Source organism: Pseudomonas putida (assembly GCF_016406145.1).
GTDB lineage: Bacteria > Pseudomonadota > Gammaproteobacteria > Pseudomonadales > Pseudomonadaceae > Aquipseudomonas > Aquipseudomonas putida_E.
On record NZ_CP066306.1, the window covers coordinates 1,908,436 to 1,933,486 of the forward strand.

Sequence of the window (25,051 nt, forward strand, 5' to 3'; positions counted from 1 at the left end):
GATTGGCGCTGGTCTCAGGTTCAGGCTAGCTACCGGGCGCTGTCAGCAAGCTGAGCCCGACATTACTTTTCCGTCAGCTTCTGGTTGGTTGCCATTTTTGTTGCACACTGAAGGGCAACCAAGAGGGGATAGGCCTGACCGGCCTGGAGCGCGCACAAGACGTTGAAGAACCATTCGATGCCGATTCGGCGGTATTCAAAGTGAGCAGGCCATGAGCACGACTGATTTCGAACATAGCCACAACTTCTTGGGCACCGCCCACGATGACAATGCCAAACGAACATTGTGGGTAGTGATGCTCACCGTGGTGATGATGGTCGGTGAGATTGCCGCAGGCTATGTAACTGGGTCGATGGCGCTTTTGGCAGATGGTTTCCATATGGCAACCCATGCGGGCGCGCTGGGGATTGCCGCTGCGGCCTATGCTTACGCCCGCAAGCATTCGGCAAGTTCCGCCTACAGTTTCGGTACCGGTAAAGTGGGTGACCTCGGAGGGTTCGCTTCTGCGTTGATTCTTGGCCTTGTCTCGTTAGGCATCGGCATCGAGTCGGTTCTGCGGCTATTTCAGCCTACCCAAGTGCAGTTCGGGATGGCGACCATGATTGCGATCGTCGGTTTGCTGGTCAATATTATCAGCGCTCTTCTTCTGGCCGGCGGCGGTCATGATCACAGCCATTCGCATGGGCATCACACCCATTCGCATGGAGATAACAACTTGCGGTCGGCTTACCTCCATGTGCTCGCCGATGCGGTCACGTCGGTCATGGCGATCGTCGCGCTGCTGGCCGGTAGATACCTTGGCTGGGTATGGCTCGATCCAGTCATGGGGATCATTGGCGCTGTTGTGATTGCACGCTGGGCGTGGTTGCTGATGAAGGATACTGCGGCCGTATTGCTTGATAAGACCGATAACCCTGTCGCCGAAGAAATCAGGGAGTTGCTTGGCCAAGCCGGCGATTTGCAGATCACCGACCTGCATGTTTGGAAAGTGGGGCCTCAAGCGCATGCTGCCATCGTCAGTGTGCATGGCCCAGAGCTGCTTTCTGCCGATGACGTTCGGGCTGCGTTGACGCCTGTACATGAAGTCACTCACCTCACGGTCGAATACCGGACAGTGGCCTGCGGCGTTTTCAAAGGCTCAGGCGCACCGCCAACGCTGCCAAGGTCACCAGCAACACCGGCACCGTCAACAACACCCCAACCTTGAAGTAATACCCCCAGCCGATGGTCACGCCCTTGCGCGCCAGCACATGCAGCCACAACAGCGTGGCCAGGCTGCCGATCGGGGTGATCTTTGGCCCCAGGTCGCAGCCGATCACGTTGGCATAGATCATCGCCTCGCGCACCACCCCCTGCGCCTCGCTGGCATGAATCGACAGCGCCCCGATCAGCACGCTGGGCAGGTTGTTCATGACCGACGACAGCAGCGCCGCAATCAGCCCGGTACCCAGCGAGGCTGCCCACAGCCCGTGCCCGGCCAGCCAGCTCATCACGTTGCCGAGCGAGTCGGTGAGGCCGGCATTGCGCAAACCGTAGACCACCAGGTACATCCCCAACGAAAACACCACGATCTGCCACGGTGCCTCGCGCAGCACGCGGCGGGTGGAGATCACATGGCCCCGGGCGGCGACGGCGAACAGTACCGCCGCGCAGGCTGTGGCCACGGCACTGACCGGGATACCCATGGGTTCGAGAACGAACAGGCTGGCCAGTAATGCCAGCAGCACCGCCCAGCCGACACGGAACGTTGCGCGGTCGCGCACGGCCATTGCCGGCACCTTGAGGTCCTCGGTGGCATAGCGCAGCGGAATGTCGCGGCGAAAATACAGCCACAGCACCAGCAGCGTTGCTGCCACTGCTACCAGGTTCACCGGCACCATCACCGAGGCATAGGCGTTGAACCCCAGGTCGAAGTAGTCCGCCGAGACGATGTTCACCAGGTTGGATACCACCAGTGACAGGCTGGCGGTGTCGGCAATGAAGCCTGCACCCATGACGAAGGCCAGGGTCGCTGCCGGGGAGAAGCGCAGCGCCAGCAGCATCGACATGACGATCGGGGTGAGGATCAGCGCCGCGCCGTCATTGGCGAACAGCGCCGACACCGCCGCGCCCAGCAGCACCATGAAGGCGAACAGGCGGCGCCCGTCCCCTCGCGCCCAGCGCGCCACATGCAGCGCCGCCCATTCGAAAAAGCCCGCTTCGTCCAGCAGCAGGCTGATGACGATGAGGGCGATGAAGGTGGCGGTGGCGTTCCAGATGATGGCCCATACCGTGGGGATGTCATGCAGCGATACCACGCCGAACACCAGGGCCAGCACGGCGCCGAGTGTGGCGCTCCAGCCAACGCCGAGGCCTTTGGGCTGCCAGATGACCAGGGTCAGGGTGAAAAGGAAGATCAGAGCGGCTGGGAGCATGGAAACGCTGTCTCGTCTCATGAGGAGGGCAGAAGTGACTGTACACGGGCTGGCTACGCATCGGAAAAGTTCCGGTGCAAACATGTAAGTTTCGTAAATAAGATTTAAACCCATTTGAGAATCACTATATTTACCAACCCTGTTGGCCCCCGAACAGTGTTTGCGAGGCCGGTGGGCGCGGGCCTTCCGGCTTCCTGGCAGGGATGTGCCCTTCGCTTACCCATCGCAGGAGATGTGTCAATGCAGTGCAGAACTTCACCCAACAGCCTGGCCCTGGCGTTCGTCGCGTTGGCGTCACCGGCCATGATGGCGACCGCCGCTGAAACAGTGGAGCGCAGCCCTGGTGAGGTGCTGGAAATGCCGGTGGCCGACGACGCACTGGTGATCCAGGACACCCTGGTCACTGCTGAACGCGAAGCGCGTCAGGCGTTGGGTTCGTCGATCATCACTGAGGAAGACATCAAGCGTCGCCCGCCGGCCAACGACCTGTCCGACATCATCCGTCGGGAGCCGGGGGTCAACCTGACCGGCAACAGCGCCAGTGGTGCGCGTGGCAACAACCGGCAGATCGACCTGCGCGGCATGGGCCCGGAGAACACCTTGATCCTCATCGACGGCAAACCGTCCAGCGCGCGCAACGCCGTGCGCTACGGCTGGAACGGCGACCGCGACACCCGCGGCGAAACCAACTGGGTGCCGGCCGAGGCGGTCGAGCGCATCGAAATCCTGCGCGGCCCGGCGGCGGCGCGCTACGGCTCGGGCGCCATGGGCGGGGTAGTGAACATCATCACCAAGCGGCCCACCGAGGCGTTCAAGGGCAGCCTCAACCTGTTCACGCAAATGCCGGAAGACAGCGCCGAGGGTGTCAGCCGTCGTGCCAACTTCAACCTCAGCGGCGGGCTTACCGACAACCTCGGTTTCCGTTTGTACGGTGGCCTGGCCAAGACCGACGCCGATGACCTGGACATCAACGCCGACCACGCCAACAGCACGCTGGTCGCCGGCCGTGAGGGCGTGCGCAACAAGGACATCAACGGCCTGCTGAGCTGGAGGCTCAACGACGAGCACCGCCTCGAAGCCAGCGCCGGTTATAGCCGCCAGGGCAACATCTATGCCGGCGACACCATGAACAGCAACGGCGGCAGCAATGTCGACCTGATCTCCAGCCTGTATGGCCACGAGACCAATGTCATGCAGCGCAACACCTATGACCTGACCCACCTTGGCGATTTCAGCTGGGGCACCAGCAAGACTAGCCTGGCTTACGAATACGTACGCAACTGGCGTCTCAACGAAGGCCTGGCCGGTGGCCCGGAAGGAGCGATCAACGACAGCGGTGCAGCCATGTCGCGGCTGCGCAACACTCGCCTGAGCAGCGAGGTGAACCTGCCGTTTGCCATGGGCAGTGTTGAACATGTGCTGACCTTGGGCGGCGAGTACCTGTACGAATCGCTCAACGACCAGGGCTCGTTCCGCCCCCAGAGCTTCGACCCCAGTGGCGGTGGCAGTGACGTCATCAGTGGCTTCGACCGCAGCAACTCGAAGATGACCGCCAAGAGCTACGCGCTGTTCGTCGAGGACAATATTGTGCTGGGCGACACCACCGTCACCCCAGGCCTGCGCTTCGACCACCACGAAACCTTTGGCGACAACTTCAGCCCCAGCCTCAACCTGTCGCACAAGCTGACCGACGCGCTGTCGATCAAGGGTGGTATCGCCCGGGCCTATAAGGTGCCGAACCTGTATCAGTCCAACCCCAACTACCTGCTCTACAGCCGTGGCAACGGCTGCAGTGTGCAGCAGAGCAACTCCGGGGGCTGCTACCTGCAGGGCAACGCCGACCTCAAGCCGGAAATCAGCGTCAACAAGGAAATCGGCCTGTTGTACGACCGCGGCACCTGGCGTACCAGCGCGACGTACTTTCGCAACGATTACAAGAACAAGATCATCGGTGACACCGATGTGCTTTACACCATCAACAGCGGCCGCCGCGTGACCCAGTGGGAGAACGCCGGCGAGGCACGTGTGGAAGGCATCGAGGGCAATCTGTTCGTCGAACTGACCCCGGTACTGGACTGGAACACCAACCTGACCTGGATGCTCGACAACGACAACCGCGAGACGGGCGAGCCGCTGTCGGTGATCCCCGAGTACACGGTCAACAGCACCCTGGACTGGCGCGCCACCGACAAGCTTTCGTTCCAGGTGGCCGGTACCTACTACGGCAAGCAGAAGTCGCCGACCTACAACTACCGCACCGAGGAGAGCTACGACGCCGAGGCGCAGCAGGATGTCGAGGCATACGGGTTGGTGGATGTCAGCACCGGGTACAAGTTCAACGCCAACTATGACGTGCGGGTGGGCGTGAACAACGTGTTCGACAAGCAGATCTATCGCGGTGGCAATGCCAGTAGCTCGGGTGCCAACACCTATAACCAGCCGGGACGTGCGGTGTTTGCTTCCTTGAATATCTCGTTCTGATGCTTGGGCCGCTCTGCGGCCCATTCGCGGGGCAAGCCCGCTCCTGCAGATACCCCACTGGCGCAAGAGAAGTGGAGTACCTGAGGGAGCGGGCTTGCCTCGATGTGACTACCAGGAAATACCCCAATGAACAATAAAATCGCCTGGCTGCTGATCCTCTCCCGCAGCAGCGCCGCGCTGTTGGGCGGCTACGCGCTTAGCTATGCGGCCACCGCCTGCCTGGCGCGGCTGCTGCCCCTGTCACCTGCCGATGCGGTCATCGTCGCGACCCTGCCAGCCTTCATTTTCTACACCGCAGCCATCCTCTGGGCCTTTGCCAGCCGTGATGCGGTGCGCGCCTGGCTACCGCTTGCCCTCGCTGTGCCCTTGGCATTGATCGGCTTCTGGCCCCAGGCGCTGGAGTGGCTGGCATGAAGAACACCTTCACTCAATCGATGGCCTGGCTGCACACCTGGGGCGGGCTGATCTTCGGCTGGCTGCTGTTTGCCATCTTCGTCACCGGTACCCTGGCGGTGTTCGACAAAGAGCTGAACCACTGGATGCAGCCGGAAATCCCGACCAGTGAAGTGACCCAGGCCGATGCCGCGCGGCGCGCCATTGCCTACCTGCAAACCCATGAGCCGCAGGCCGGCAACTGGGGCGTCAGCCTGCCCACCGATCGTTCGCCCGGGCTGCGGGTGTCTACCGGTGAGCGGCGCCATGGCGGCGGCGTACAGCTTGACCCGCAGACGGGCGAGGCCATCGAGGTACGCGACAGTGTCGGCGGCAATTTCTTTTTCCGCTTCCATTTCACCCTCGACCTGCCGCGCAACTGGGGCATTTTCGTGGTCGGTGCACTGGCGCTGGTGATGCTGGCGGCGCTTGTCACCGGCATTGTCATCCACAAGAAGATCTTCAAGGAGTTCTTCACTTTCCGGCCGAACAAGGGCCAGCGCTCCTGGCTGGACTTTCACAACGCCAGTGCAGTGCTGTTGCTGCCATTCCACCTGATGATCACCTACACCGGGCTGGTGATCTTCATGCTCATCTACATTCCTGCAGGTGTCGATGCGCTGTTCGCCGGGGACAACCGGGCCTACTTCAAGGCCCAGGGCAACGCCCGCCTGGAGCAGCCAAGGGGCATGGCCAGGCAGCCCGCGGAGCTGGCCGATGTGGTACCGCTGCTAGCCCAGGCGCAGGCACGCTCGGGGCCCATAGCCGGTTTCAATATCCGCAATCCCAACACTGCCGGGGCACGGATCGAGGTCCGCCCTGAGCTGGGTAATCGCATCGCCCTGTCCAAAGGGCAGGCCATGGTATTCGATGGTGTCAGCGGGCAGTTGCTCAGCGATGTGACCGAGTGGCGTGCGGCCCCCTTGACCCAGCGGGTCATGGTCGGTCTGCATTTTGCCCAGTTTGGCGGGTACCCGATGCGTTGGTTGTACTTCGTTTGTGGCGTTATCAGCTGCGTGATGATCGCCAGTGGCCTGGTGCTGTTTTGCGTTAAGCGTGGGCGCAAGTACGCCAGCGCCAGCGCGCAGCTGTCGGCGCGGCGTTGGTACCGGGTAGCCGAGGTGTGCAATGTCGGTTTCGTTGCCGGTTTGCTGCTGGCCTGTGTCGGCTTGCTGTGGGCCAGCCGCCTGCTGCCGGTCGAGCTGGTACAGCGCGAAGCCTGGGAGGTTCGGGCGTTCTTTGGTGTATGGCTGCTGGCGCTGTTGTATGCCGGTATCAGGCCTGCGCATCGGGCGTGGGTGGAGCAGTTGGGGCTGACGGCACTGCTGTGCATGGGCCTTGGGCTGTTCGGTGGGCTGGAGGATGCCTTGCGCCTGGGCGTGGCGGCTTGCGCACTGGTGCTGGGGGTATTGCTTGGTGTGGTGGCGTGGCGTGTGCAGAACGCCGAGCCGGCGCCGCTTGCACGCAAGGCAGGGCGCAGCGTGGAGGCAGGCGCATGATGACGCTGATCGCGGGCGGCGCGCTGTTCGCCTATGCCGGTATGCTTGGCCTTTGCCAAGGCCTGGAGCGGCACTACAAGCAGGTATGGCAGCGGGCTTGCCCGCAGTCATTGCGCGTGGTGCTGCGTGGCGCTGGCTGGCTGGCACTGATGATCAGCCTGCTGCTTTGTGCCCAGGTCTGGGGCTGGGCCATGGCGCCGGTAGCCTGGTTGGCGATGATGTCGCTGGGGGCAATGCTGCTGGTCGTGCTGTTGCCGTATTGGCCGCGGCTGGCGGTCGGGCTGGCGGGGTTGGTGCCGGTGTGGGGGCTGCTGCAGCTGTTTGCCTGAGCAGGCCCATCGCCGGCAAGCAGGCCTCTTTAGCCGGGTTTTTGGTTCAGCACGTCGCGTTGCTCAAGCCAGCGCTCGAAGCTCTGGAATGTTTCAATGGCCGCCTGCACGGTGGCGGCCTGCGCTACAGGTGCGGTCGAAGCCTGGCCAAGGCGGTCGAGAAAGCTGCGCCAGTAGTTGCCGGTCCGCGCGCCATACACATCGAAAAAGCCTGTGCCGCTGGCCGGGTCGAGACCCAGGCGTTCAGACATCGCCTTTTTGAGTACCTGGCCGCCCAGGGTCGAGCCTTCCAGAACGTACATCACACCCAGCGCACTGGCCTCATCATCTATGCCTGGCAGCGCCTGGCACAGGGGCAGGGCATCGATGTCGGCGGCGCTCAGGTGCAAGGCTTGCAGGTCCAGAGTGAGAGCCGGTGTCTTGGCCCTCACGGGTTCCTGATAATCGCCCAGCCGGGCTTCGAGAGGGGCGTGGAACCCGTAATAGGCTTGCAGTAGCCGGCTGTAGGCAGCGGCATCGAAGTTCGCTGCAAAAAATGGCAGGCGTGCTTCGAGCGACTTATGGCAGTCGCGGGTGCCTTCGCGCAGGGCAAGCAGCAAAGTGCTGGGGGAGGAGGGACTGGCTGGCATTCGGGTCGGCTCTAGTGGCATTTCGCCTAATTTGGACTGACCATCGTAACGTAGTGTTCCTCCTGGGCTGCGACATTGTTGCGGAAAAAATAATCTCGGCGTGCTAAACCAGTCGGCCGTCCCCCGCAAAGAAGCCGCCTGGTGAAAGCCGTACACCTGACCTTGATCTGTCATGCCCTGACCACGGCCCAGAAGACCGGGCGCTTGCACCGCCCTGACGACGGCATCTTGCCGCTGCACGCCCAGCCGTTCGCCGTGGCGCCTGAAACGCGCATGCTGACCGCGCCGGAGCGGCGTGCGAGGGCAACGGCGGCAGGGTTTTCGATGCCGGTGCAGGTCGAGCCAGCGTTGGCCGATTGCGACCTGGGGTGCTGGCACGGGCTGGCATTGAAGCAATTGCAGGCTGAGCAACCGCAGGCGCTGGCGTTGTGGCTGGACGACCCGCACAGTACGCCACATGGTGGTGAGTCGTTTGCCGAGCTGTGCCAGCGCATGGCGGGGTGGCTGGCGGCATTCGATAAACCGGGCGAGTGGGTGGCGGTGACGCATCCCATGGTCATTCGTGCGGTGCTGGTGCAGGTGCTTGGTTGCCCCCTGGCTGCTCATCGGCAGATTGATGTGCTGCCTTTGTCATGTGTGCAGTTGAGCTTTACCGGGCGATGGCGCTTGCGGCTCGGGTGAGGTATGGCTTGTGATGGCGTTAGGGCCGGCCAACCCGTCTCACGCCAAACCCTTCCCTCAAAACGCCAGCTTGTACCCGATCAGCAACAGCATCCCCGCCAGGCAGGGCCGCAGCACGCGGTCGGAGATCCGCCCGGTGAGGTGGCTGCCCAGATAGATGCCGGGCAACGAGCCGAGCAGCAGGTAACCCAGCAGCGACCAGTCCATGTTGCCCATGCCGGCGTGGCCCAGGCCTGCGACCAGGGTCAACGGCACCGCGTGGGCAATCTCGGTGCCCACCAGGCGCCGGGTGACCAGGAACGGGTAGAGCAGGAACAGCGCCACGGTCCCCAAGGCACCGGCACCGATCGAAGTGAGGGTGACCATGACACCCAGCACCACGCCGGTGAGTACGGTAAGGATGTTTAGGCTACGGTCGCTGAGTTGGTAATGGTCACCGGCATGGCGGTTGGCGAACGCTTGCAGCCGCGACTTGAACAGGATTGCCAGTGCAGTGAGGATCAATACTACCGCCAGGCCCTGCTTGATGATGCCATTGAGCGCCGAGGTGTCGGTGTGCAGGGTGCTCAGGAACCACAGGGTCAGCGCTGCTGCCGGGACGCTGCCCAGGCTGAGCAGGCCGGTGATTCTCCAGTCGATGTTCTTGTTGCGGCTGTGCACCCACACGCCACTGGCCTTGGTGATGGCGGCATAGAGCAGGTCGGTGCCCACAGCGGTGGCCGGGCTGATGCCAAACCAAAGCAGAATCGGCGTCATCAGCGAACCGCCACCGACGCCGGTCATGCCGACGATGAACCCCACAACCAGCCCGGCTATGGTGAAACCGAAAGAACCTACATCCATACGCTACTCGACTGCCCAGCTTTGCCCGTGATCGGATGGGTGCCAGCATATAGGTAGTTTATATAGCCAAATAGACTTGTTCGTTATTAGGTTATAACTGTCTGGGGTTCAGCGCCGGCACGCTCGCTACCTGCAGAAGGCGAGCGTGCCGGTGCATTACCTCAGATGCGGAAGCTGCCCACCAGTTGCTTCAAACGCCCAGCCTGCTGCGCCAGCGCATCGCAATGTTGCAGCGTCTGGTTGAGGTTCTCTACCCCTTGCTGGTTGAGCGCATTGATCTGGGTGATGTCCAGGTTCAGGCTCTCGACCACGGCGGTCTGCTCTTCGGTAGCGGTGGCCACCGACTGGTTCATGCCGTCGATCTCGCCGATGCGCTGGGTCACGCTGGCCAGGCGTACGCCGGCCTGGTTGGCGACCTGCACGGTCTGTTCGCTGGACACCTGGCTGGTGTTCATGGTGTGCACCGCCTCGCGTGAGCCGACCTGCAGGCTGGTGATCATGCGGTGGATCTCTTCCGCCGATTCCTGGGTGCGGTGCGCCAGGTTGCGAACCTCGTCGGCCACCACGGCAAACCCGCGCCCGGCTTCACCCGCACGGGCCGCTTCGATCGCGGCGTTGAGCGCCAGCAGGTTGGTCTGCTGGGAGATGCCCTTGATCACGTCGAGGATCTTGCCGATTTCGTCGGTGCTGGCATTGAGCGTTTCGATCTGTTCGCAGGATTCGCTGATGCGCTGCGACAGGGCGGTCATGGCGTTGATCGCTTCTTCCACCACTTCGCGCCCGCCATTGGCCTGCTCGCTGGCGCCGCTGGCGTGCTGCGAAGCGTCGGCAGCGTTGCGTGCGATTTCCTGAGTGGCGGCACCCAGTTGGTTGATGGCCGCAGCGACACTGTTGGTGCGCATGCTCTGCTCTTCGGAACCGATGATCGAGGCATTGGAGGCATTGACCACCTTTTCCGACAGGTCGTGCACCAGCCGCGTGGCCGACGACACTTCGCTGATCGAGGTGTGAATGCGTTCTACAAAGTGGTTGAACGAGGTGGCCAGTTCGCCGAACTCGTCCTTGCGCTGCACGTCCAGGCGGCGGGTCAGGTCGCCTTCACCTTCGGCGATGTCGCGCATGGCGCGGCCCATGGTGGTCAGCGGTCGCATCAGCACCGGGATCAGCAAGCCTAGCAGCCCGGCGATGGCCGCCACGGCAATGACCATGGCGATGATCGCCGAGGTGCGGAACTGGCCCAATGCGGCATAGGCCTTGTCCTTGTCGATCGACAGGCCGATATACCACTGGGCAGACGGCAAGCCCGCCACCGGGGCAAAGGAGATCAACCGCTGCTGGCCATCGAGGGTGACATCCTGCATGTCAGCCGCCACGCGCAGGCCGGAGCCTGGGTAGATGTCCTTGAGGTTCTTCATCACCTGGTCTTTGTCGGGGCTGACGATCACCTGGCCGCTGCTGTCGGCGAGGAAGGCGTGGCCGATGCCGCCGAAGTCGACCGAATTGATGATCTGCACCAAGGTATCGAGGGTCAGGTCGCCACCGACCACTCCGAGCATTTCGCCGTCACGCTTTACCGGCGTGGCGATGGTCACCATCAGGCCACCGACGGCGCCTTGGTAAGGGGCGGTGAGCACGGTCTGCCCGGCGTTTGCGGCGGCGCCGTACCATGGGCGCTGGCGTGGGTCGTAACCGGCCGGCATCTGGGCATTGGGGCGCTGGGTGAACACACCATTGGCCTGGCCCAGGTAGGTGAACAGGAAATTTTGCGTGTAGGAAGGCTGCTCGATCAGCCCGGCCAGGGTATCGCCCGCCCCTTGTTCAGCAATGTCCTGGGCCAGGTTCTCAAGCACCAGGATGCGCCCGCTCATCCAGTTCTGCACGCTGCTGGCAGTCAGCGCACCGGACTGTTGCACCGATGACTCGATGTTCTGGGCGATGGTCTTGCGTTGCAGGTAATCGTTGTAGAGCGTGAACAGGGCAAAAGCCAGTACCACCACCCCGCACGCGCTGAGGAGGATTTTGTGGCGAAATTTCAGGTTCATGTTTCGAGACCTTGAGCCATGGAGGGGAGGGCACTGCGCGCTTGTGGCGCGATGGGCCTGTCCACTCTGATATCGGCAAATCTCATAAAAAATTGAAGCACTTACGTCATCAGGCTGAGGCGATTTCGACGGACGGTGCGCTAGCAGTTGGCTAGCTGTTCGATCAGCAGACGCGCCGCTTGGCGTAGCGGTTGCTGCCTGCGCCAGAAGGCATGAATCGGCAACTGAAGTTCGTTGCGGGTATTGCCAAAACGCAGACGTACCAGGCGCCCGGCAGCGATCAGTGGCGCCACTCTGGCCAAGGGCAAATCGCCCCAGCCAAGGCCTGCTTCGACCATTTGCACGGCGAAGTCGAAACTGTCGGTGGACCAGTGCGTGGCGCCGATCAGCGCGCGCGGGTCGGCCAGGGGCAGGTCGCGGCTGCGCACCAGGATCTGGCGCACGTTGATCAGGTCTTCCAGATAGCGGATGCGCCCGTCGCGCAGTGCCGGGTGCGCCGGTGACAGGGTGGCAACCAGCGATTCTGTACCAATGTGCTGAAACCCCCGGCGGGCATCGACGTGCAGGCCGGCGAAGGCCAGGCACAGGTCGGCACGGCCGCTGTCGAGCAACTGCAATGCGTCTTCCTGCGGGGCGCTGAGCAGTTGGATGTCCAGCAGCGGGTAGCGCTCGCCCAGGCTGGCGATGGCGGCAAACAGCGGGCGCTGATCGATGTCCGGGACCACGGCGAGGGTCAGGCTGCTTTCCAGCCCTTGCGACAACTCCAGTGCGTGCACCTGCAATAGCCCCAGTTGCTCGGCGATCAGCCTGGCGTGTGGCTCTAGCGCCAAAGCCTGGGCGGTAGGGCGAACCTCGCGCGGGCCGCGTTCGAACAAGGCGTAGCCAAGTTCGGCTTCAAGGTTGCCGATGGCCATGCTGACGGCGGAAGGTACCCGGCCAAGGGTGCGTGCCGCAGCGGAAAACGAACCCCGGTCGAGCACGGCGAGGAACAGCTGGATGTTGTCACTGGAAAAGTTCATGTCGGCCTCCTGTCAGTGAATCTGAAAGCTACCGACTTTGTCTGTCAATAAATTTGAAGCATTCTCGCGCCCTTCGCTTGATTCCACATGAGGTAAACCCGGTGCAGGGACTGAAACGCAAACTGGTCTACGTGACTTTCTACGAGCTGATTGGCTTGTGCATGTCGACGCTGGGGCTGGCTTATTTGTCCGATACCCAGGCTTCGCATACTGGGCCGCTGGCGGTGATGATCACCACCATCGCCATGCTCTGGAACCTGATTTACAACAGCCTGTTCGAGTATTGGGAGAGCCGCCAGGCCAAGCGCGGCCGCAGCGTGGCGCGGCGGGTGGTGCATGCTGTCGGTTTCCAGCTGACCCTGGTTGTGTACCTGATCCCGCTGATTGCCTGGTGGCTGGGGATGAGCCTGGTCGAGGCGTTCCTGGTGGACCTTGCCTTTATCATCCTGGTGCCTTGCTACACCTTTGCCTACAACTGGGCGTTTGACCGGATATTCGGGTTGCCGGCATCGGCCATGGCCACCGCCTGAGGGTGTCGGTACCGCTATGGCGGCAGGCGAATCAACAAGGGTTCCTGCCGCGCAGGTTGTTCCGGTTGCACTGCCTGGTCCACTGGCCGCGGCGCACTGGCCAGCAAACTGTCCTCGACCTGCCCTGACAGGTAGTACACCCCCGCCATGGCGCCGCTCTGGCGGTTCTCCATCAATTCTTGCCATTCCTGATTGAGCGCCACGTTGAGGATCACCCGCAATTGCTCGACCATCTCCGGGTGATCGCGATCATGAGTGATCATGCCGTAGCCTGCCGCCGCCACCGAGATCATTGCCCCGGCCACCTTGCCTACCGCACTGGCCACTGCGCTGGCAATGCCGCGAGGGGCCAGGGTGGCGCCAAGCTTCTCGCTGGCGCGGGTGGCCACCGACGACAGGCCTACGTCGGTCTGCCCGGGGCCCTTGGCCGCTTGCCGGTGCAGGTGGTCGCGCAGGGCGAGCCAGGCGGGTTGCTGATCGAGCGGCTTGGCTTTAAGCAATTGATAGAGGCTGGCGTTGCGCGCCGGCGGCGGCCCCAGGGCAATGGCAGGGACCCGGTTCAGGCGCTGGCTGAGCTGATCGGGCGGGGCGTTGTAGCGCTGGATGATGGCCGGCAGTTGCTGGCCGAACAGTTGCAGGTACAACTCGCAGGCCCGGTCGCGGATGACTTCGGGGTTGATCTGCTCGGCCACCGGCTCGATCACGCGGTTCTGGTACTGCTCCTGCAGGTACAGGGCCAGGCGTTTTTCCGCAGGCTCGCGGCCCTCACCGCTGTTGAGCTTGTACCAGGCGACCTTGAGGGTCAGCCATTGCTGGGTCCAGTAACCGGTGAACCAGGGAATGAAGTCGCTTTCGGTACGTTGCTGTACCTGTTCTTTCCATACCCGCATCGAGCGCCGCGCATAGTCGTTGGCTGAGCCTGCGGCGCCTACCGACGCATCGATCAGTTCCTGGTCGATGCGTTGCCAGGCAGCGGGGGTCAGCACGGCGGGCGGCGGCGGGGCAGGCGGGCGCTTGCCGGCGCAGCCGCCGAGGGCCAGCAGAAGGCAGAGCAGCACGAGGATGCGTGGGTTCACACGACCGCCTCCCGGGTTTCGAGGCTGGGTGGTTAACCGAGTATAGGGCCGGTGATCGGCTGCGCATGCGCCCTGTCAGGCGAGGTCGAGTTTTTCTTCCAGGCGGTCCAGGTGCTCGTCCATCAGAGCAAGCGCCGCTGCCGCGTCACCAGCCTCCACGGCATCGATGATCGCCGCGTGCTCTTGCCAGGCACAGTGGTCGCAGCAGGGTGATTCATAGCGGGCGATGATCAGTGAGGTCATCGGCACCAGGCCATTGAGAAAACGTGCCAGCGGTGCATTGGCGGCCACCTGGGCAAGCTTGAGGTGGAACTCGCCGCCCAGGCGGATCGCCGCGCAACGTTCGCCACGCTCGTGGTGCTGTCGCTCGCGCTCCACCAGCGAACGCAATTGGCGGATCTGCGCCGGCCGCGCGCGTTGCGCTGCCAGGCTGATCAGGGTGGTTTCGGCCAGGCGCCGGGCGCTGAGTACCTGGCGCGCCTGTTGTGGATCAGGGGCGGCCAGGTGCGCGGTGTGGCTGGGGCGCTGGACCACCACTTGCTGGTCCGAGAGGCGCCCGAGTACCCGGCGGATCACCGTGCGGCTGACGCCGAAGGCGTTGCCCAGTGCCTGCTCGGGCAGCAGGCTGCCGGGCGGCAAGCGCTGCTCGAGAATGGCGTCGAACAGGCGAGGGTAGATCTGCTCGGCCGACAAGCGGGTTTCGCCGGCGGCGAGCAGGGCAGGCAGGTGGGGGGCGGCGTGGGCGCAGGCGGTCATGGTCGATCTCCTGGGGTCATTGGCGCGGATGGTCATCCGGGATGTTCAGTTCGATGCCCATACGCTGCCCTTCGGCAAGGATGTGCTGGCGCATCTGGGCGCTGGCCTGGGCACTGTTGCGGTCGCGAATGGCGCGTACCACGGCTTCGTTTTCCTTGAGCCGAGCAGCAAGGTGTTCGGGTGAGTTGCGCAGCATGTTGGCGCTTTGCTTGAGGGCATTGCCGGTCTGCTGTACCACGCTCTGGAAAATCGGGTTGGTGGTCAGTGCGAACAGCGCCTCGTGGAAGGCGATGTAGGCCTTGGCCCCGGCATCGCTGTCATCGGCATCCAGCGCTTCGCGCATGTCCATCAGGGTCAGGCGTAGCTGGCCGATGTCCTGGCTGTTGGCCGATTGCGCCACCAGGCCGACGATGAACGGTTCGAGGGTGTAGCGCAGCTCCAGGACATCGGCCAGGCTCGCTGCAGTGCTGCTGTCGACGCCTGGTTCCAGCACGGCCGGTTCGGCATCCAGCACCAGCACGCCCTTGCCCGGCATGGAGCGCACCAGGCCGAGGGTCTCCAGCACGGTCACGGCTTCGCGCAGGCTGGGGCGGCTGATGCCCAACTGTTCGGCCAGCTCGCGCTGGCCAGGCAGCATGTCGCCGGAGCGCCACTGGCCGCGGGCCAGGGCCTGGCGCAGTTTTTCCACCACTGAGTTGACGACGGTCGATGAGCTGATCACGGTTTTCTCCTGAAAGGGCCGGCGTCAGCGCCGGCCACGTGGGCTCAGAATTCCTGTTGATGGGCGTTGGGCTGCTTGCGAGGCGCATGGGCAAAGCCGGGTTTGCCATCGAGTACGTTCTGCGCACGCTCCAGATCGATGTCTTTTTCCCAGCGGGCGATGGCCACGGTGGCCACGCAGTTGCCGATCAGGTTGGTTAGCGCCCGGCCGATGCCCATGAACCAGTCCACTGCCAGTACCAGTACCAGGCCTACCACCGGGATCGCCGGCACGGCGGTGAGGGTGGCGGCGAGTATCACCAGCGCCGAGCCTGGGATGCCGTGAGCGCCTTTGGAAGTCACCAGTGACACCAGCAGGATGGTCAACAGGTCCGTCATCTCCAAGGGGGTGCCCGTGGCGTTTGCGATAAACACGATGGCCAGGGTCAGGTAGATGGAGAAACCGTCGAGGTTGAACGAGTAGCCGGTCGGGATCACCAGGCCAACGGTGGAGCTGCCAATGCCTAGGTGCTCGAGCTTGCGCATGATCTGCGGCAGCACGGCATCGGAGGAGGCGGTGCCAAGCACGATGGTCAGCTCTTCACGCAGGTATTTGATGAACGGCAGCAATTTCAGCCCCGAAAGGCGCATCACAGTGCCCAGGATGATCAGCACGAAGCCCGCGCAGGTCAGGTAGAACAACGCCACCAGGCCACCCAGGTGCTGCAGCGACTCCAGGCCATATTTGCTGGTGGTGAAGGCGATGGCGCCGAAGACGCCGATCGGCGCCAGGCGCACGATCATGCCCATGATGCGGAAAATCACGTGGCTGAGTTCGTTGATCAACCGCGAAATACCGGCGGCCGAGTCACCCACCAGGTTCAGCGCGCTGCCGAACAGCACCGAGAACAGCAAGACTTGGAGGATGTTGTTGTCGGCGAAAGCGCCCACCACTGAAGTGGGGATCAGGTCCATGAAGAACGCAGTGGCGCCATGGATATGCTGGCCGCGCTCGGCCAGGCCGTTGGCGTCGGCAGCAGAGAGCTGATCCAGATGGATGTTGGCGCCGCTGCCGATGCCGCTGGTAAAGGCGAACACCAGGCCGATCACCAGGGCGATGGTGGTCAGCACTTCGAAGTAGATCACCGATTTCAGGCCGATGCGCCCGACTTTCTTCAGATCGCCAGCGCCGGAAATGCCGCTGACCACGACACAGAAGACGATGAGGCCGATAAGCATCTTGATCAGCTTGATGAAGCCGTCGCCGAGGGGTTTGAGCTGCAGGGAAAGGTCGGGAAAGCTGAGGCCGCAGGCGATGCCGAGGGCAAGGCCGAGCACGACTTGCAGGAAGATCGAACGCGAGCACCATTTGAGCATGGGAGTGATCTCTGATCGGTGTCCTTGCTTCGGTGCCGCACGGGGCGAAAGAGCGCAGGACTTATTTATTTTTGTGGTCTTACCGGTTTGTTCAGCGCGAAGTCATAAAAGCGCGAAAAATCCCAATATGCAAGGTTTTTTGGCCTTACCGGTCTGACCAGTTGTGGGGCATTTCGGCTTGCCGGGCTCTAGTTCGGTGCGTGCTGCAGATTGAGGTGATGCGCCGTTGGCCGGTATTTGCCAATACCTGCAGGGTGTTAGCAATCTGCCTGCCAACTTCTACCCGATCAGGGCTGCGGGGCGATGCTTTTGACCGAAGCCAGTTCAGGGTGGGCCACCAGCTTGTCGATGTGCAGGGCGCCGTCGTTCATCCAGCTTTCGCTCAGCACCCGATAGTGCTCCATGTCGCGACAGCGCACGCGCAAGCTGTAATCGAAGTGGCCGCTGATCAGTTGGCATTCATGAACGTCAGGGCAGGCCAGCATGGTTGCCTCGAACGCCTTTTGTGCGGACCGCCCGCTCAGGTTGGACAGGGCCACGAGTACCAGCAGTGACAGCCCTGGTGCGACCTTCTGCGGGTCGATGATTGCGCCATAACCGCGGATCACGCCGCGCCGTTCCAGCTTGCGTACCCGTTCCAGGCAGGGGCGCGGAGTCAGATGGACCAGGGTCGAGAGCTTTTCGAAGGTGATGCGGCCATCGACGCGCAGTATGTCGATGATGGCTTGGTCGATGCGGTCCAGCGGGGGAGAGGTGGCGTCCTTGGTGTCCATGCGCGGTGCTTCTTTTTTGAAGGCGGGGCATGGACAGGTTAGGCGTTTATCGGGTGATCGTCGTCACGCGCGGGCGCTTGGGCTGCGCAGCAGCCCAAGGTCCGTCAGGCGCAGGCGCTGCCGGCCCGGTGCACTGAACGAACCGCCACCACCCGAGGTTGCAGCAGTGCATACAAGTCCTTGGGGTTTTCCAGAGCCGGCACCAGCCCGATATCCTGGCCGATCCCTAACGTGAGCGCTGTATCGAGCACATAGCGCAGCGCCGAATAATCTTCCAACGCAAAACCTACCGAATCGAACAGGGTCACCTGATCGGCATTTTCACGGCCTTGAACAAGGCCTGCGACCACCTGCCAGAAAGCGAAGACCGGCGAATCGGCGGGCATTTGCTGGATTTCGCCTTCGACCCGGCTTTGCGGCTCGTACTCAACGATCACCCGGGCCCGCTCGACGATGTCGCGGTGCAGCTCGGTCTTGCCCGGGCAGTCGCCGCCCACGGCGTTCAGGTGCACGCCCGGTTCGATCATGTCCGGCGTGAGGATGGTCGCGTACGTCTTGTCCGCCGTGACCGTGGTGACGATATCGGCACCGCGCACGGCTTCGGCGACGCTGTGGGCGACGATTACCTTGAGCCCTGGGCGGCCCGCCAGGTTGGCCACCAGCTTCGCCGTGGCTGCAGGGTCGATGTCGAACAGGCGGATCTCGTCGATGCCCAGCAAGGTCTTGAAGGCGATGGCCTGGAATTCGCTTTGCGAACCGTTGCCGATCAGCGCCATGCTGCGGCTGTCTTCACGCGCCAGGTAGCGGGCGGCGAGGGCCGAGGTGGCGGCGGTACGCATCGCTGTGGTCAGGGTCATCTCGCTGAGCAACAGCGGCGCGCCGGAGCCGACGTCGCTCAAGGCGCCGAAGGCCATCACCGTGGGCAGGCCGAGGCGGGTGTTCTTCGGGTGGCCGTTGACATACTTGAAGGCATACCGGCTGGAGTCGGAAACCGGCATCAGTTCGATCACGCCGTCCGCCGAATGATTGGCCAGGCGCGGGCACTTCTCGAAATCGTCCCAGCGCAGGTAGTCCTGACGGATGTACTCGGCCATCTCCACCAGGCAGGTGGCCAGGCCTTTGCGGTTGACCAGGCGGGCGAGGTCTTGCACATCGATGAAGCGGGTCATGGCATCTCCCTGCAACTTGCGGGTTGGGCTGTAGGGATATTGTCGGGCGATCAGGGCGGGAATGCCGGCTGAAAAAGGCGGTGCGGGCAGCGGGTCCGGCTGACTTCAGGGCCAGGGCAGCCGAATCGGCTGTCGGCCCCCGGTCATTGCTCGCGCAGGCGTTTGTAAAGTGTCGTCCGGCTAATCCCCAGGCCACGCGCCACGGCCGAGAGGTTGCCATTGGCCCGTTTCAGCAGGCTTTGCAGGTCCGCCTCATCGTCACTACAGTCGCTCACCACCGCGCATCCTTGTGCTTCGGCCAGAAAGCCGGCGGGCAGATGTTCGACGCCGACCGGTCCATCGCCTGCCAACGCCAGCGCCACCTGCATCACACTCACCAGCTCGCGCAGATTGCCCGGCCAGGGGTGGCGATCAAGCAGCTCAAGGATAGGCTGCCCCAAGCGCTGGGGTTGGTAAGGGTCGCGATACCGTGCGTGGATGTGCTCGATCAATTCTCGCCGGTCAGTGCGCTCGCGCAGCGCCGGCAACACGACCGCCATTGCGGCGATGCGGTAGTAGAGATCCTGGCGAAAGCGCCCTGCACGTACCTCTTCGGCCAGGTCCCGATTGCTTGCCGAGACTACGCGGATATTCACCGCTACCGGTTCGCCGCTGCCCAGTGGCTGAATGCTGCGCGATTGCAGCACGCGCAGCAGGCGGGCCTGGGTCGGCAGCGGCATGTCGCCGATTTCGTCGAGGAACAGGACGCCCTTGTCGGCCTTGCGGATCAGCCCGGGGTTGCCCTTGTGATGAGCACCGGTGAAGGCGCCTTTGTCATAACCGAACAACTCCGATTCCACCAGTTCTGCCGGAATCGCCGCACAGTTGACCGCGATCAACGGCTGGCGGGCACGGCTGCTGGCGCGGTGCAGGGTCTGAACGAAGACTTCCTTGCCGACGCCGGTTTCACCCTGGACCAGCAGCGGGATGTCTTTTTCCAGCATCAAGCTGGCCTGGCCCAAGGCCTTTTCCATGCGTGGATCGCCACTGTGAAGCATTGAGCGCGGGGTGCTTTGCCAGGGGGCTTGCCACTGGCAGTGGAACCGGTTGCGCCCGGCCGCCTGCAAGGCGAATGGTTGCTGCTGGGGGTGGGCAAGCAACTGGTAGAGGGGGATCTGGAACAGTTGTTCGACGTTCTGCTGCAGCGGGTTGCCGCCCAGCAGGCTGTCGGCTCGATGATTGGCGGCGAGTACCTGGCCACGCTCATCGAATACCAGCAGCCCGGCCCAAGGGCTGTCGAGGTTGTCGCAAGCGCTGTTGAACAGCAACTGCGCGTGCTGCTCGGCATGCTGCGCAAGGATCAGGCGATTCTCCAGGCTCTGGCCCATCATGCGCACCAGGCCGAGGGTCTGGGTGGCTGGCAGGTAGCCGTCGCTGGCCACGTCGAGCACGCCGACCAGTTGCCGCTGGGCATCGTACAGCGGGGCGGCGGCGCTGGCCATGTAGCGGTTCTGGCGCAGGAAGTGTTCGTCCTGGCCAACATGGACGGGCTCGGCGCAGACCAGCGCGGTGCCCAGCGCATTGGTGCCCACGCCCCGTTCGTGCCAGTGGGCGCCGGCACTGAAACCGTGCTGGTGCTGGGGGCAGACGAAGCGTCGCGATCCCCAGGTCTCGAGCAGGCAGCCGCTGGCGTCGGCGAGCATCACCAGGTAGCTGGCATTGCCCAGCAGGTGCGCGTACTGCGGCAGCACGGCATCGCGGGTGTGTTGCAACAGTGCCTGGCGCCGCTCCAGCAGGGCGCTGAGTTCGGCCCTGGTCAGGCAATCGAAGTCGGGGGCGCTTTGTGGCTGCAGGCCGTGATCTCGGCAGCGCGCCCAGGAGGCCTGGATCAATTGGGCATGGGTCGAAGTGGCGGTGGCCATGGGCCTGTCCTGTGTGATTGTTGTTATCAGCCGACCGCTGTTGAGTGTCGTCCACCGTTGTTCATTGTCAAACCCGCCGCTGTTCAGATGTTCAGCGAAAGTGTTCAGTTGTGAATCGCTGCTGGCCTGCCGGCACCGTCAATGCCGCAGGCCAGAGGGGCAGAGTGGAACTGGCACGGAACTGGCTATCGTCGTGGGACAACAACTACAACAAGGCCTTGCCATGTCCCTGGTGCTGGAACAGGTCAGCCGCAGCGTCGATAACCAGCCCTGGATCATCGACGCGTCCCTGCAGTTCGAGCCCGGCTCGTTCAACGTGCTGCTTGGCCGGACCCTGGCCGGCAAGACCAGCCTCATGCGCCTGATGGCCGGGCTCGACCGCCCCGACCGTGGCCGCGTGCTGATGGCGGGTGAAGATGTCACTGGCGTGCCGGTGCGTCGGCGCAATGTGTCGATGGTGTATCAGCAGTTCATCAACTACCCGACCCTGAGCGTTTACGAGAACATCGCCTCACCCTTGCGTCAGGCGCGCATGCCCGAGCCCCAAATCCGTCGACGCGTGCAGGAAACTGCCGAGATGCTGCGCATCGAGCCCTACCTGCAACGCTTGCCGCTGGAGCTGTCTGGCGGCCAGCAGCAGCGCACGGCGATGGCCAGGGCGCTGGTCAAGGATGCCGGGTTGATTCTGTTCGATGAGCCGCTGGTCAACCTCGACTACAAGCTGCGCGAAGGGCTGCGCCAGGAGCTGCGCGAGTTGTTCGCCGCGCGCAACTGCATTGCCGTGTATGCCACCACCGAGCCCAACGAAGCGCTGGCGCTGGGTGGTACCACCACCCTGGTGCACGAGGGGCGAATCGTCCAGAGCGGGCCTACAGCAGAGGTCTACCAGCGGCCCGGCAGCGTGCTGGCCGCCGAGCTGTTCAGCGAGCCGCCGATCAACCTGATACCGGGGCGTATCAGTGGCAATGAGGTGAGCCTGGCCCAGGCCGTGCACTTCGCCCGCAATGTCGACCTGCACCGCCTGGGCGACGGCGATTACCGCTTTGGCGTGCGCCCCAGCCACCTCACCCTGGTGCCGGCGCACGATGACGACCTGGAGCTGGCGGTGCGGGTGGAACTGGCCGAGATCAGCGGTTCCGAGACATTCCTGCACGTGCGTAACGAGCAGTGGCGGATGGTCCTGCACCTGCCGGGGGTGCACGAGTATCAGGTGGATACGCCTATCCGCGTCTTCATACCCACCCACAAGCTGTTCGTCTTCGACAGCGCCGGGGCACTGGTACAGGCACCGGGCCTGCGCCAGGCAAGGAGCGCCTGATGGCCGAAATCCGCCTGCGCCAACTGGCGCACAGCTATAGCCGACAACCCGCCACCGAGGGCGACTACGCACTGCATCAACTGGAGCACGTGTGGGAGCAGGGCGGTGCCTATGCTTTGCTCGGGCCTTCCGGGTGTGGCAAGTCGACCTTGCTGAACATCATCTCTGGGCTGCTCACGCCGTCCCATGGCCAGGTGCTGTTCGACGGCAAGCCGGTCAATGACCTTTCGCCGCAGCAGCGCAACATTGCCCAGGTGTTTCAGTTCCCGGTGGTGTACGACACCATGACGGTGTTCGACAACCTGGCGTTCCCTTTACGCAACCAGGGCCTGGACGAAGGCAGGGTGCGCACGCGGGTCGAGGAAATCGCCGAAGTGCTCGACCTGGGCGCAGTGCTGAAGAAAAAGGCGCGCAACCTCAGCGCTGACGAAAAGCAGAAGGTGTCCATGGGCCGTGGCCTGGTGCGCGATGACGTCTCGGCCATTCTTTTCGACGAGCCGTTGACGGTGATCGACCCGCACCTGAAATGGAAGTTGCGGCGCAAGCTCAAGCAGATCCATGAGCAGTTCAACATCACCATGATCTACGTGACCCACGATCAACTGGAGGCTTCGACCTTCGCCGACAAGATCGCGGTGATGCATGGCGGGCGCATCGTCCAGTTCGGCACCCCGCGTGAGCTGTTCGAGCGGCCACGGCATACCTTTGTCGGCTACTTCATCGGCAGCCCGGGGATGAACCTGATCGACGTGCGCGCCGACGTGGCGGGGGTAGTGTTCGGCGATGTGCACCTGGCACTTCCCGAAGGCCTGCACGAACGCCTGGCGGCGACGAGCGGCGGGCGCCTGCAAGTGGGCATTCGCCCGGAGTTCGTGCAGCTGTGGGACAGCCCGTTCGAGGGCGCCTTGGCTGCGCAAGTGCTGGACGTTGAGGACCTGGGTACCTACCGCATCGTCACCCTGCTGCTTGGCGGCGTGTCGCTCAAGGCGCGCCTGGCAGAAGATCGCCCGGTGCCGGTGGCACATGCCTGGGTCAGCCTGCCGACGCAGTGGCTGCTGCTGTACGTCGACGATGTGCTGCTGGAGGCCGTGCCATGAACAAGGTGCCGAACAACAAGGCCTGGTGGCTGGTGCTGCCGGTGTTCCTGCTGGTGGCGTTCAGTGCCGTGATGCCGATGATGACGGTGGTCAACTATTCGGTGCAGGACATTTTCGACCAGTCCAGCCGCTACTTCGTCGGCGCCGACTGGTACCGCCAGGTGTTGCGTGACCCGGCATTGCACGATGCCTTGCTGCGCCAGTTCATCTATTCCGCCTGCGTGCTGCTGATCGAAATTCCGCTGGGCATCGGCATTGCCCTGACCATGCCGACCAAGGGGCGCCTGGCGTCGATATGCCTGATCGTCATGGCCATCCCGCTGCTGATCCCGTGGAATGTGGTCGGTACCATCTGGCAGATCTTTGGCCGCGCCGATATCGGTCTGCTCGGTGCAACGCTGGCCAAGCTTGGCGTCAGCTACAACTATGCCGGCGACCCGTTCGACGCCTGGCTGACCGTGCTGGTGATGGATGTCTGGCACTGGACATCACTGGTGGCACTGCTGTGCTACTCGGGCCTGCGGGCCATCCCTGACGTGTACTACCAGGCTGCGCGTATCGATCGGGCCTCGGGCTGGGCGGTGTTCCGGCATATTCAGTTGCCCAAGCTCAAGAACGTGCTGCTGATCGCGGTGATGCTGCGCTTCATGGACAGCTTCATGATCTACACCGAGCCGTTCGTGCTGACCGGAGGCGGGCCAGGTAACGCCACTACCTTCCTAAGTCAGACCCTGACACGCATGGCGGTCGGGCAGTTCGACCTGGGCCCGGCGGCGGCGTTTTCGCTGGTGTATTTCCTGATCATTCTGCTGGTGTCGTGGCTGTTCTATACCGCCATGACCCACGCCGACAAGGACTAGGCCATGAGCATACGCAAGACGCTGGCCCTGCTGCTTTACTTCTTCTTCCTGCTGGTGCCGATCTACTGGCTGCTGAACATGTCGTTCAAGAGCAACACCGAGATTCTCGGTGGCCTCACCCTTTGGCCGCAGGCGTTCACCTTAGACAACTACCGGGTTATCTTCACTGATGCCAGTTGGTACAGCGGCTACATCAACTCGCTGTACTACGTGTGCCTCAACACACTGATTTCACTGCTGGTGGCGTTGCCGGCGGCCTACGCCTTCTCGCGCTACCGCTTCCTCGGTGACCGCCACCTGTTCTTCTGGTTACTGACCAACCGCATGGCGCCACCTGCGGTGTTTCTGCTGCCGTTCTTTCAGCTCTATTCGTCCATCGGTCTGTTCGATACCCACATTGCCGTTGCCCTGGCCCACTGCCTGTTCAACGTGCCGCTGGCAGTTTGGATTCTCGAAGGGTTCATGTCGGGCGTGCCGAAGGAAATCGATGAAACCGCCTACATCGATGGTTACAGCTTCCCGCGTTTCTTCGTGAAGATCTTTATCCCGTTGATCGGCTCCGGCATCGGCGTGACGGCGTTTTTCTGCTTCATGTTTTCCTGGGTCGAGCTGTTGCTGGCGCGCACCCTGACCTCGGTGAATGCCAAGCCGATTGCCGCCGTGATGACCCGCACGGTGTCTGCTTCGGGCATCGACTGGGGCGTACTGGCGGCGGCGGGGGTGCTGACTATCCTGCCGGGCATGCTGGTGATCTGGTTCGTTCGCAACCATGTGGCCAAGGGCTTTGCCCTGGGCCGGGTGTGAGGAGGGCAACGTATGGAATGGATGGCCTGGACCTTGCCCACGGCGCTGTTCTTCGGCGCCGTCGGCGTACTGCTGCTGTGCATGACCCTGTTCGAACTGCGCTGCCCCTGTGTGGAGCGGCGCGGCTTTCTGCCGATCGTCACCAGCCGTGGCGACCGGTTGTTCATCGGCCTGTTGGTCAGCGCCTACCTGCACTTGCTGGTAGTCGGGGTCAGCGACTGGCCTTTGTGGGTGGCCTCGCTGCTGTCGCTGGGCTGGCTCGTGGTGGTGCTGCGCTGGGGCTGAGCGACGGCTCCGGGGAATAACTCAATCGGGAGATCAC

Annotated in this window: 24 protein-coding genes and 1 pseudogene; 12 read left to right on the forward strand and 13 right to left on the reverse strand. The window is 63.1% G+C overall.

Features of this window, described 5'->3' with window-relative positions:
- Positions 1–211: 211 nt before the first annotated feature.
- The gene (dmeF, locus tag JET17_RS08740) at positions 212–1,207 is read left to right on the forward strand and encodes a CDF family Co(II)/Ni(II) efflux transporter DmeF (RefSeq protein ID WP_012313617.1); all 996 of its coding nucleotides are present in this window, start codon (positions 212–214) and stop codon (positions 1,205–1,207) included.
- On the opposite strand, the gene JET17_RS08745 is transcribed toward dmeF, so the two are convergent.
- Positions 1,131–2,414, reverse strand: a complete 1,284-nt coding sequence (locus JET17_RS08745; RefSeq protein ID WP_012313618.1) for an arsenic transporter — start codon at positions 2,412–2,414, stop codon at positions 1,131–1,133. The genes dmeF and JET17_RS08745 overlap by 77 nt on opposite strands.
- Positions 2,415–2,654: 240 nt before the next feature.
- On the opposite strand from JET17_RS08745, the gene JET17_RS08750 reads away from it, so the two are divergent.
- The 4 genes from JET17_RS08750 to JET17_RS08765 all read left to right on the forward strand — a co-directional run bounded on the left by JET17_RS08750 (position 2,655) and on the right by JET17_RS08765 (position 7,155).
- Entirely contained in the window at positions 2,655–4,895 is a 2,241-nt protein-coding gene (locus JET17_RS08750; RefSeq protein WP_012313619.1) for a TonB-dependent siderophore receptor, read from the forward strand.
- A 126-nt stretch (positions 4,896–5,021) separates the two neighbouring features.
- On the forward strand, positions 5,022–5,309 hold the full coding sequence (locus JET17_RS08755) for a hypothetical protein (protein ID WP_012313620.1): 288 nt from the start codon (positions 5,022–5,024) through the stop codon (positions 5,307–5,309).
- Positions 5,306–6,826, forward strand: coding sequence for a PepSY-associated TM helix domain-containing protein (locus JET17_RS08760; RefSeq protein WP_012313621.1), 1,521 nt, complete (start codon positions 5,306–5,308; stop codon positions 6,824–6,826). The genes JET17_RS08755 and JET17_RS08760 overlap by 4 nt, the downstream gene beginning before the upstream one ends.
- Positions 6,823–7,155 carry a DUF3325 domain-containing protein gene (locus JET17_RS08765; protein WP_012313622.1) on the forward strand — a complete coding sequence of 111 codons (333 nt, stop codon included), beginning with the start codon at positions 6,823–6,825 and terminating at the stop codon, positions 7,153–7,155. The genes JET17_RS08760 and JET17_RS08765 overlap by 4 nt, the downstream gene beginning before the upstream one ends.
- 29 nt (positions 7,156–7,184) lie before the next feature.
- Here JET17_RS08765 and JET17_RS08770 read toward each other — a convergent pair whose 3' ends face one another.
- On the reverse strand, positions 7,185–7,784 hold the full coding sequence (locus JET17_RS08770; RefSeq protein WP_012313623.1) for a biliverdin-producing heme oxygenase: 600 nt from the start codon (positions 7,782–7,784) through the stop codon (positions 7,185–7,187).
- A gap of 141 nt (positions 7,785–7,925) precedes the next feature.
- Here JET17_RS08770 and JET17_RS08775 point away from each other — a divergent pair, with 141 nt between their 5' ends.
- Positions 7,926–8,465 (forward strand): histidine phosphatase family protein, encoded by a 540-nt coding sequence (locus JET17_RS08775; RefSeq protein ID WP_012313624.1) that lies wholly within the window; start codon positions 7,926–7,928, stop codon positions 8,463–8,465.
- A gap of 57 nt (positions 8,466–8,522) precedes the next feature.
- On the opposite strand, the gene JET17_RS08780 is transcribed toward JET17_RS08775, so the two are convergent.
- From JET17_RS08780 to JET17_RS08790, 4 genes and pseudogenes are all read right to left on the reverse strand, one after another.
- A complete protein-coding gene (locus tag JET17_RS08780; protein WP_012313625.1) occupies positions 8,523–9,308 on the reverse strand; it encodes a sulfite exporter TauE/SafE family protein in 786 nt (261 codons plus the stop codon).
- Positions 9,309–9,469: 161 nt separating this feature from the next.
- Positions 9,470–10,210 (reverse strand): methyl-accepting chemotaxis protein, encoded by a 741-nt coding sequence (locus tag JET17_RS27735; protein ID WP_371316843.1) that lies wholly within the window; start codon positions 10,208–10,210, stop codon positions 9,470–9,472.
- 117 nt (positions 10,211–10,327) lie between these two features.
- Positions 10,328–11,350: pseudogene (gene mcpA / locus JET17_RS27740) on the reverse strand (methyl-accepting chemotaxis protein McpA); the annotation flags it as partial.
- A gap of 140 nt (positions 11,351–11,490) precedes the next feature.
- Positions 11,491–12,369, reverse strand: coding sequence for a LysR family transcriptional regulator (locus JET17_RS08790; protein WP_012313627.1), 879 nt, complete (start codon positions 12,367–12,369; stop codon positions 11,491–11,493).
- Between the two features lie 101 nt (positions 12,370–12,470).
- On the opposite strand from JET17_RS08790, the gene JET17_RS08795 reads away from it, so the two are divergent.
- The gene (locus tag JET17_RS08795) at positions 12,471–12,899 is read left to right on the forward strand and encodes a PACE efflux transporter (protein ID WP_012313628.1); all 429 of its coding nucleotides are present in this window, start codon (positions 12,471–12,473) and stop codon (positions 12,897–12,899) included.
- Positions 12,900–12,913: 14 nt separating this feature from the next.
- Here the strand turns inward: JET17_RS08795 and JET17_RS08800 are convergent, their stop codons facing one another.
- The 7 genes from JET17_RS08800 to JET17_RS08830 all read right to left on the reverse strand — a co-directional run bounded on the left by JET17_RS08800 (position 12,914) and on the right by JET17_RS08830 (position 20,650).
- A complete protein-coding gene (locus JET17_RS08800) occupies positions 12,914–13,975 on the reverse strand; it encodes a hypothetical protein (RefSeq protein WP_012313629.1) in 1,062 nt (353 codons plus the stop codon).
- A 75-nt stretch (positions 13,976–14,050) separates the two neighbouring features.
- Entirely contained in the window at positions 14,051–14,731 is a 681-nt protein-coding gene (locus tag JET17_RS08805) for a GntR family transcriptional regulator (protein WP_012313630.1), read from the reverse strand.
- A gap of 16 nt (positions 14,732–14,747) precedes the next feature.
- Positions 14,748–15,452 (reverse strand): FadR/GntR family transcriptional regulator, encoded by a 705-nt coding sequence (locus JET17_RS08810; protein WP_012313631.1) that lies wholly within the window; start codon positions 15,450–15,452, stop codon positions 14,748–14,750.
- A 44-nt stretch (positions 15,453–15,496) separates the two neighbouring features.
- Positions 15,497–16,807, reverse strand: coding sequence for a C4-dicarboxylate transporter DctA (locus tag JET17_RS08815; RefSeq protein ID WP_012313632.1), 1,311 nt, complete (start codon positions 16,805–16,807; stop codon positions 15,497–15,499).
- A 287-nt stretch (positions 16,808–17,094) separates the two neighbouring features.
- Positions 17,095–17,580, reverse strand: a complete 486-nt coding sequence (locus JET17_RS08820; RefSeq protein ID WP_012313633.1) for an Lrp/AsnC family transcriptional regulator — start codon at positions 17,578–17,580, stop codon at positions 17,095–17,097.
- A gap of 104 nt (positions 17,581–17,684) precedes the next feature.
- Positions 17,685–18,749: an ornithine cyclodeaminase gene (locus JET17_RS08825; protein WP_012313634.1), complete on the reverse strand. Its 1,065-nt coding sequence runs from the start codon at positions 18,747–18,749 to the stop codon at positions 17,685–17,687.
- Between the two features lie 143 nt (positions 18,750–18,892).
- Positions 18,893–20,650 carry a sigma-54-dependent Fis family transcriptional regulator gene (locus JET17_RS08830; protein WP_012313635.1) on the reverse strand — a complete coding sequence of 586 codons (1,758 nt, stop codon included), beginning with the start codon at positions 20,648–20,650 and terminating at the stop codon, positions 18,893–18,895.
- Between the two features lie 223 nt (positions 20,651–20,873).
- On the opposite strand from JET17_RS08830, the gene JET17_RS08835 reads away from it, so the two are divergent.
- From JET17_RS08835 to JET17_RS08855, 5 genes are read left to right on the forward strand one after another with little or no spacing between them, the layout of a single operon-like run.
- On the forward strand, positions 20,874–21,968 hold the full coding sequence (locus JET17_RS08835) for an ABC transporter ATP-binding protein (protein ID WP_012313636.1): 1,095 nt from the start codon (positions 20,874–20,876) through the stop codon (positions 21,966–21,968).
- A complete protein-coding gene (locus tag JET17_RS08840) occupies positions 21,968–23,065 on the forward strand; it encodes an ABC transporter ATP-binding protein (protein WP_012313637.1) in 1,098 nt (365 codons plus the stop codon). The genes JET17_RS08835 and JET17_RS08840 overlap by 1 nt, the downstream gene beginning before the upstream one ends.
- Positions 23,062–23,925, forward strand: coding sequence for a carbohydrate ABC transporter permease (locus JET17_RS08845; protein WP_012313638.1), 864 nt, complete (start codon positions 23,062–23,064; stop codon positions 23,923–23,925). The genes JET17_RS08840 and JET17_RS08845 overlap by 4 nt, the downstream gene beginning before the upstream one ends.
- A 3-nt stretch (positions 23,926–23,928) precedes the next feature.
- A complete protein-coding gene (locus JET17_RS08850) occupies positions 23,929–24,729 on the forward strand; it encodes a carbohydrate ABC transporter permease (protein ID WP_012313639.1) in 801 nt (266 codons plus the stop codon).
- Between the two features lie 12 nt (positions 24,730–24,741).
- Positions 24,742–25,014 (forward strand): DUF2160 domain-containing protein, encoded by a 273-nt coding sequence (locus JET17_RS08855; RefSeq protein WP_012313640.1) that lies wholly within the window; start codon positions 24,742–24,744, stop codon positions 25,012–25,014.
- The last annotated feature ends 37 nt before the right edge of the window (positions 25,015–25,051 follow it).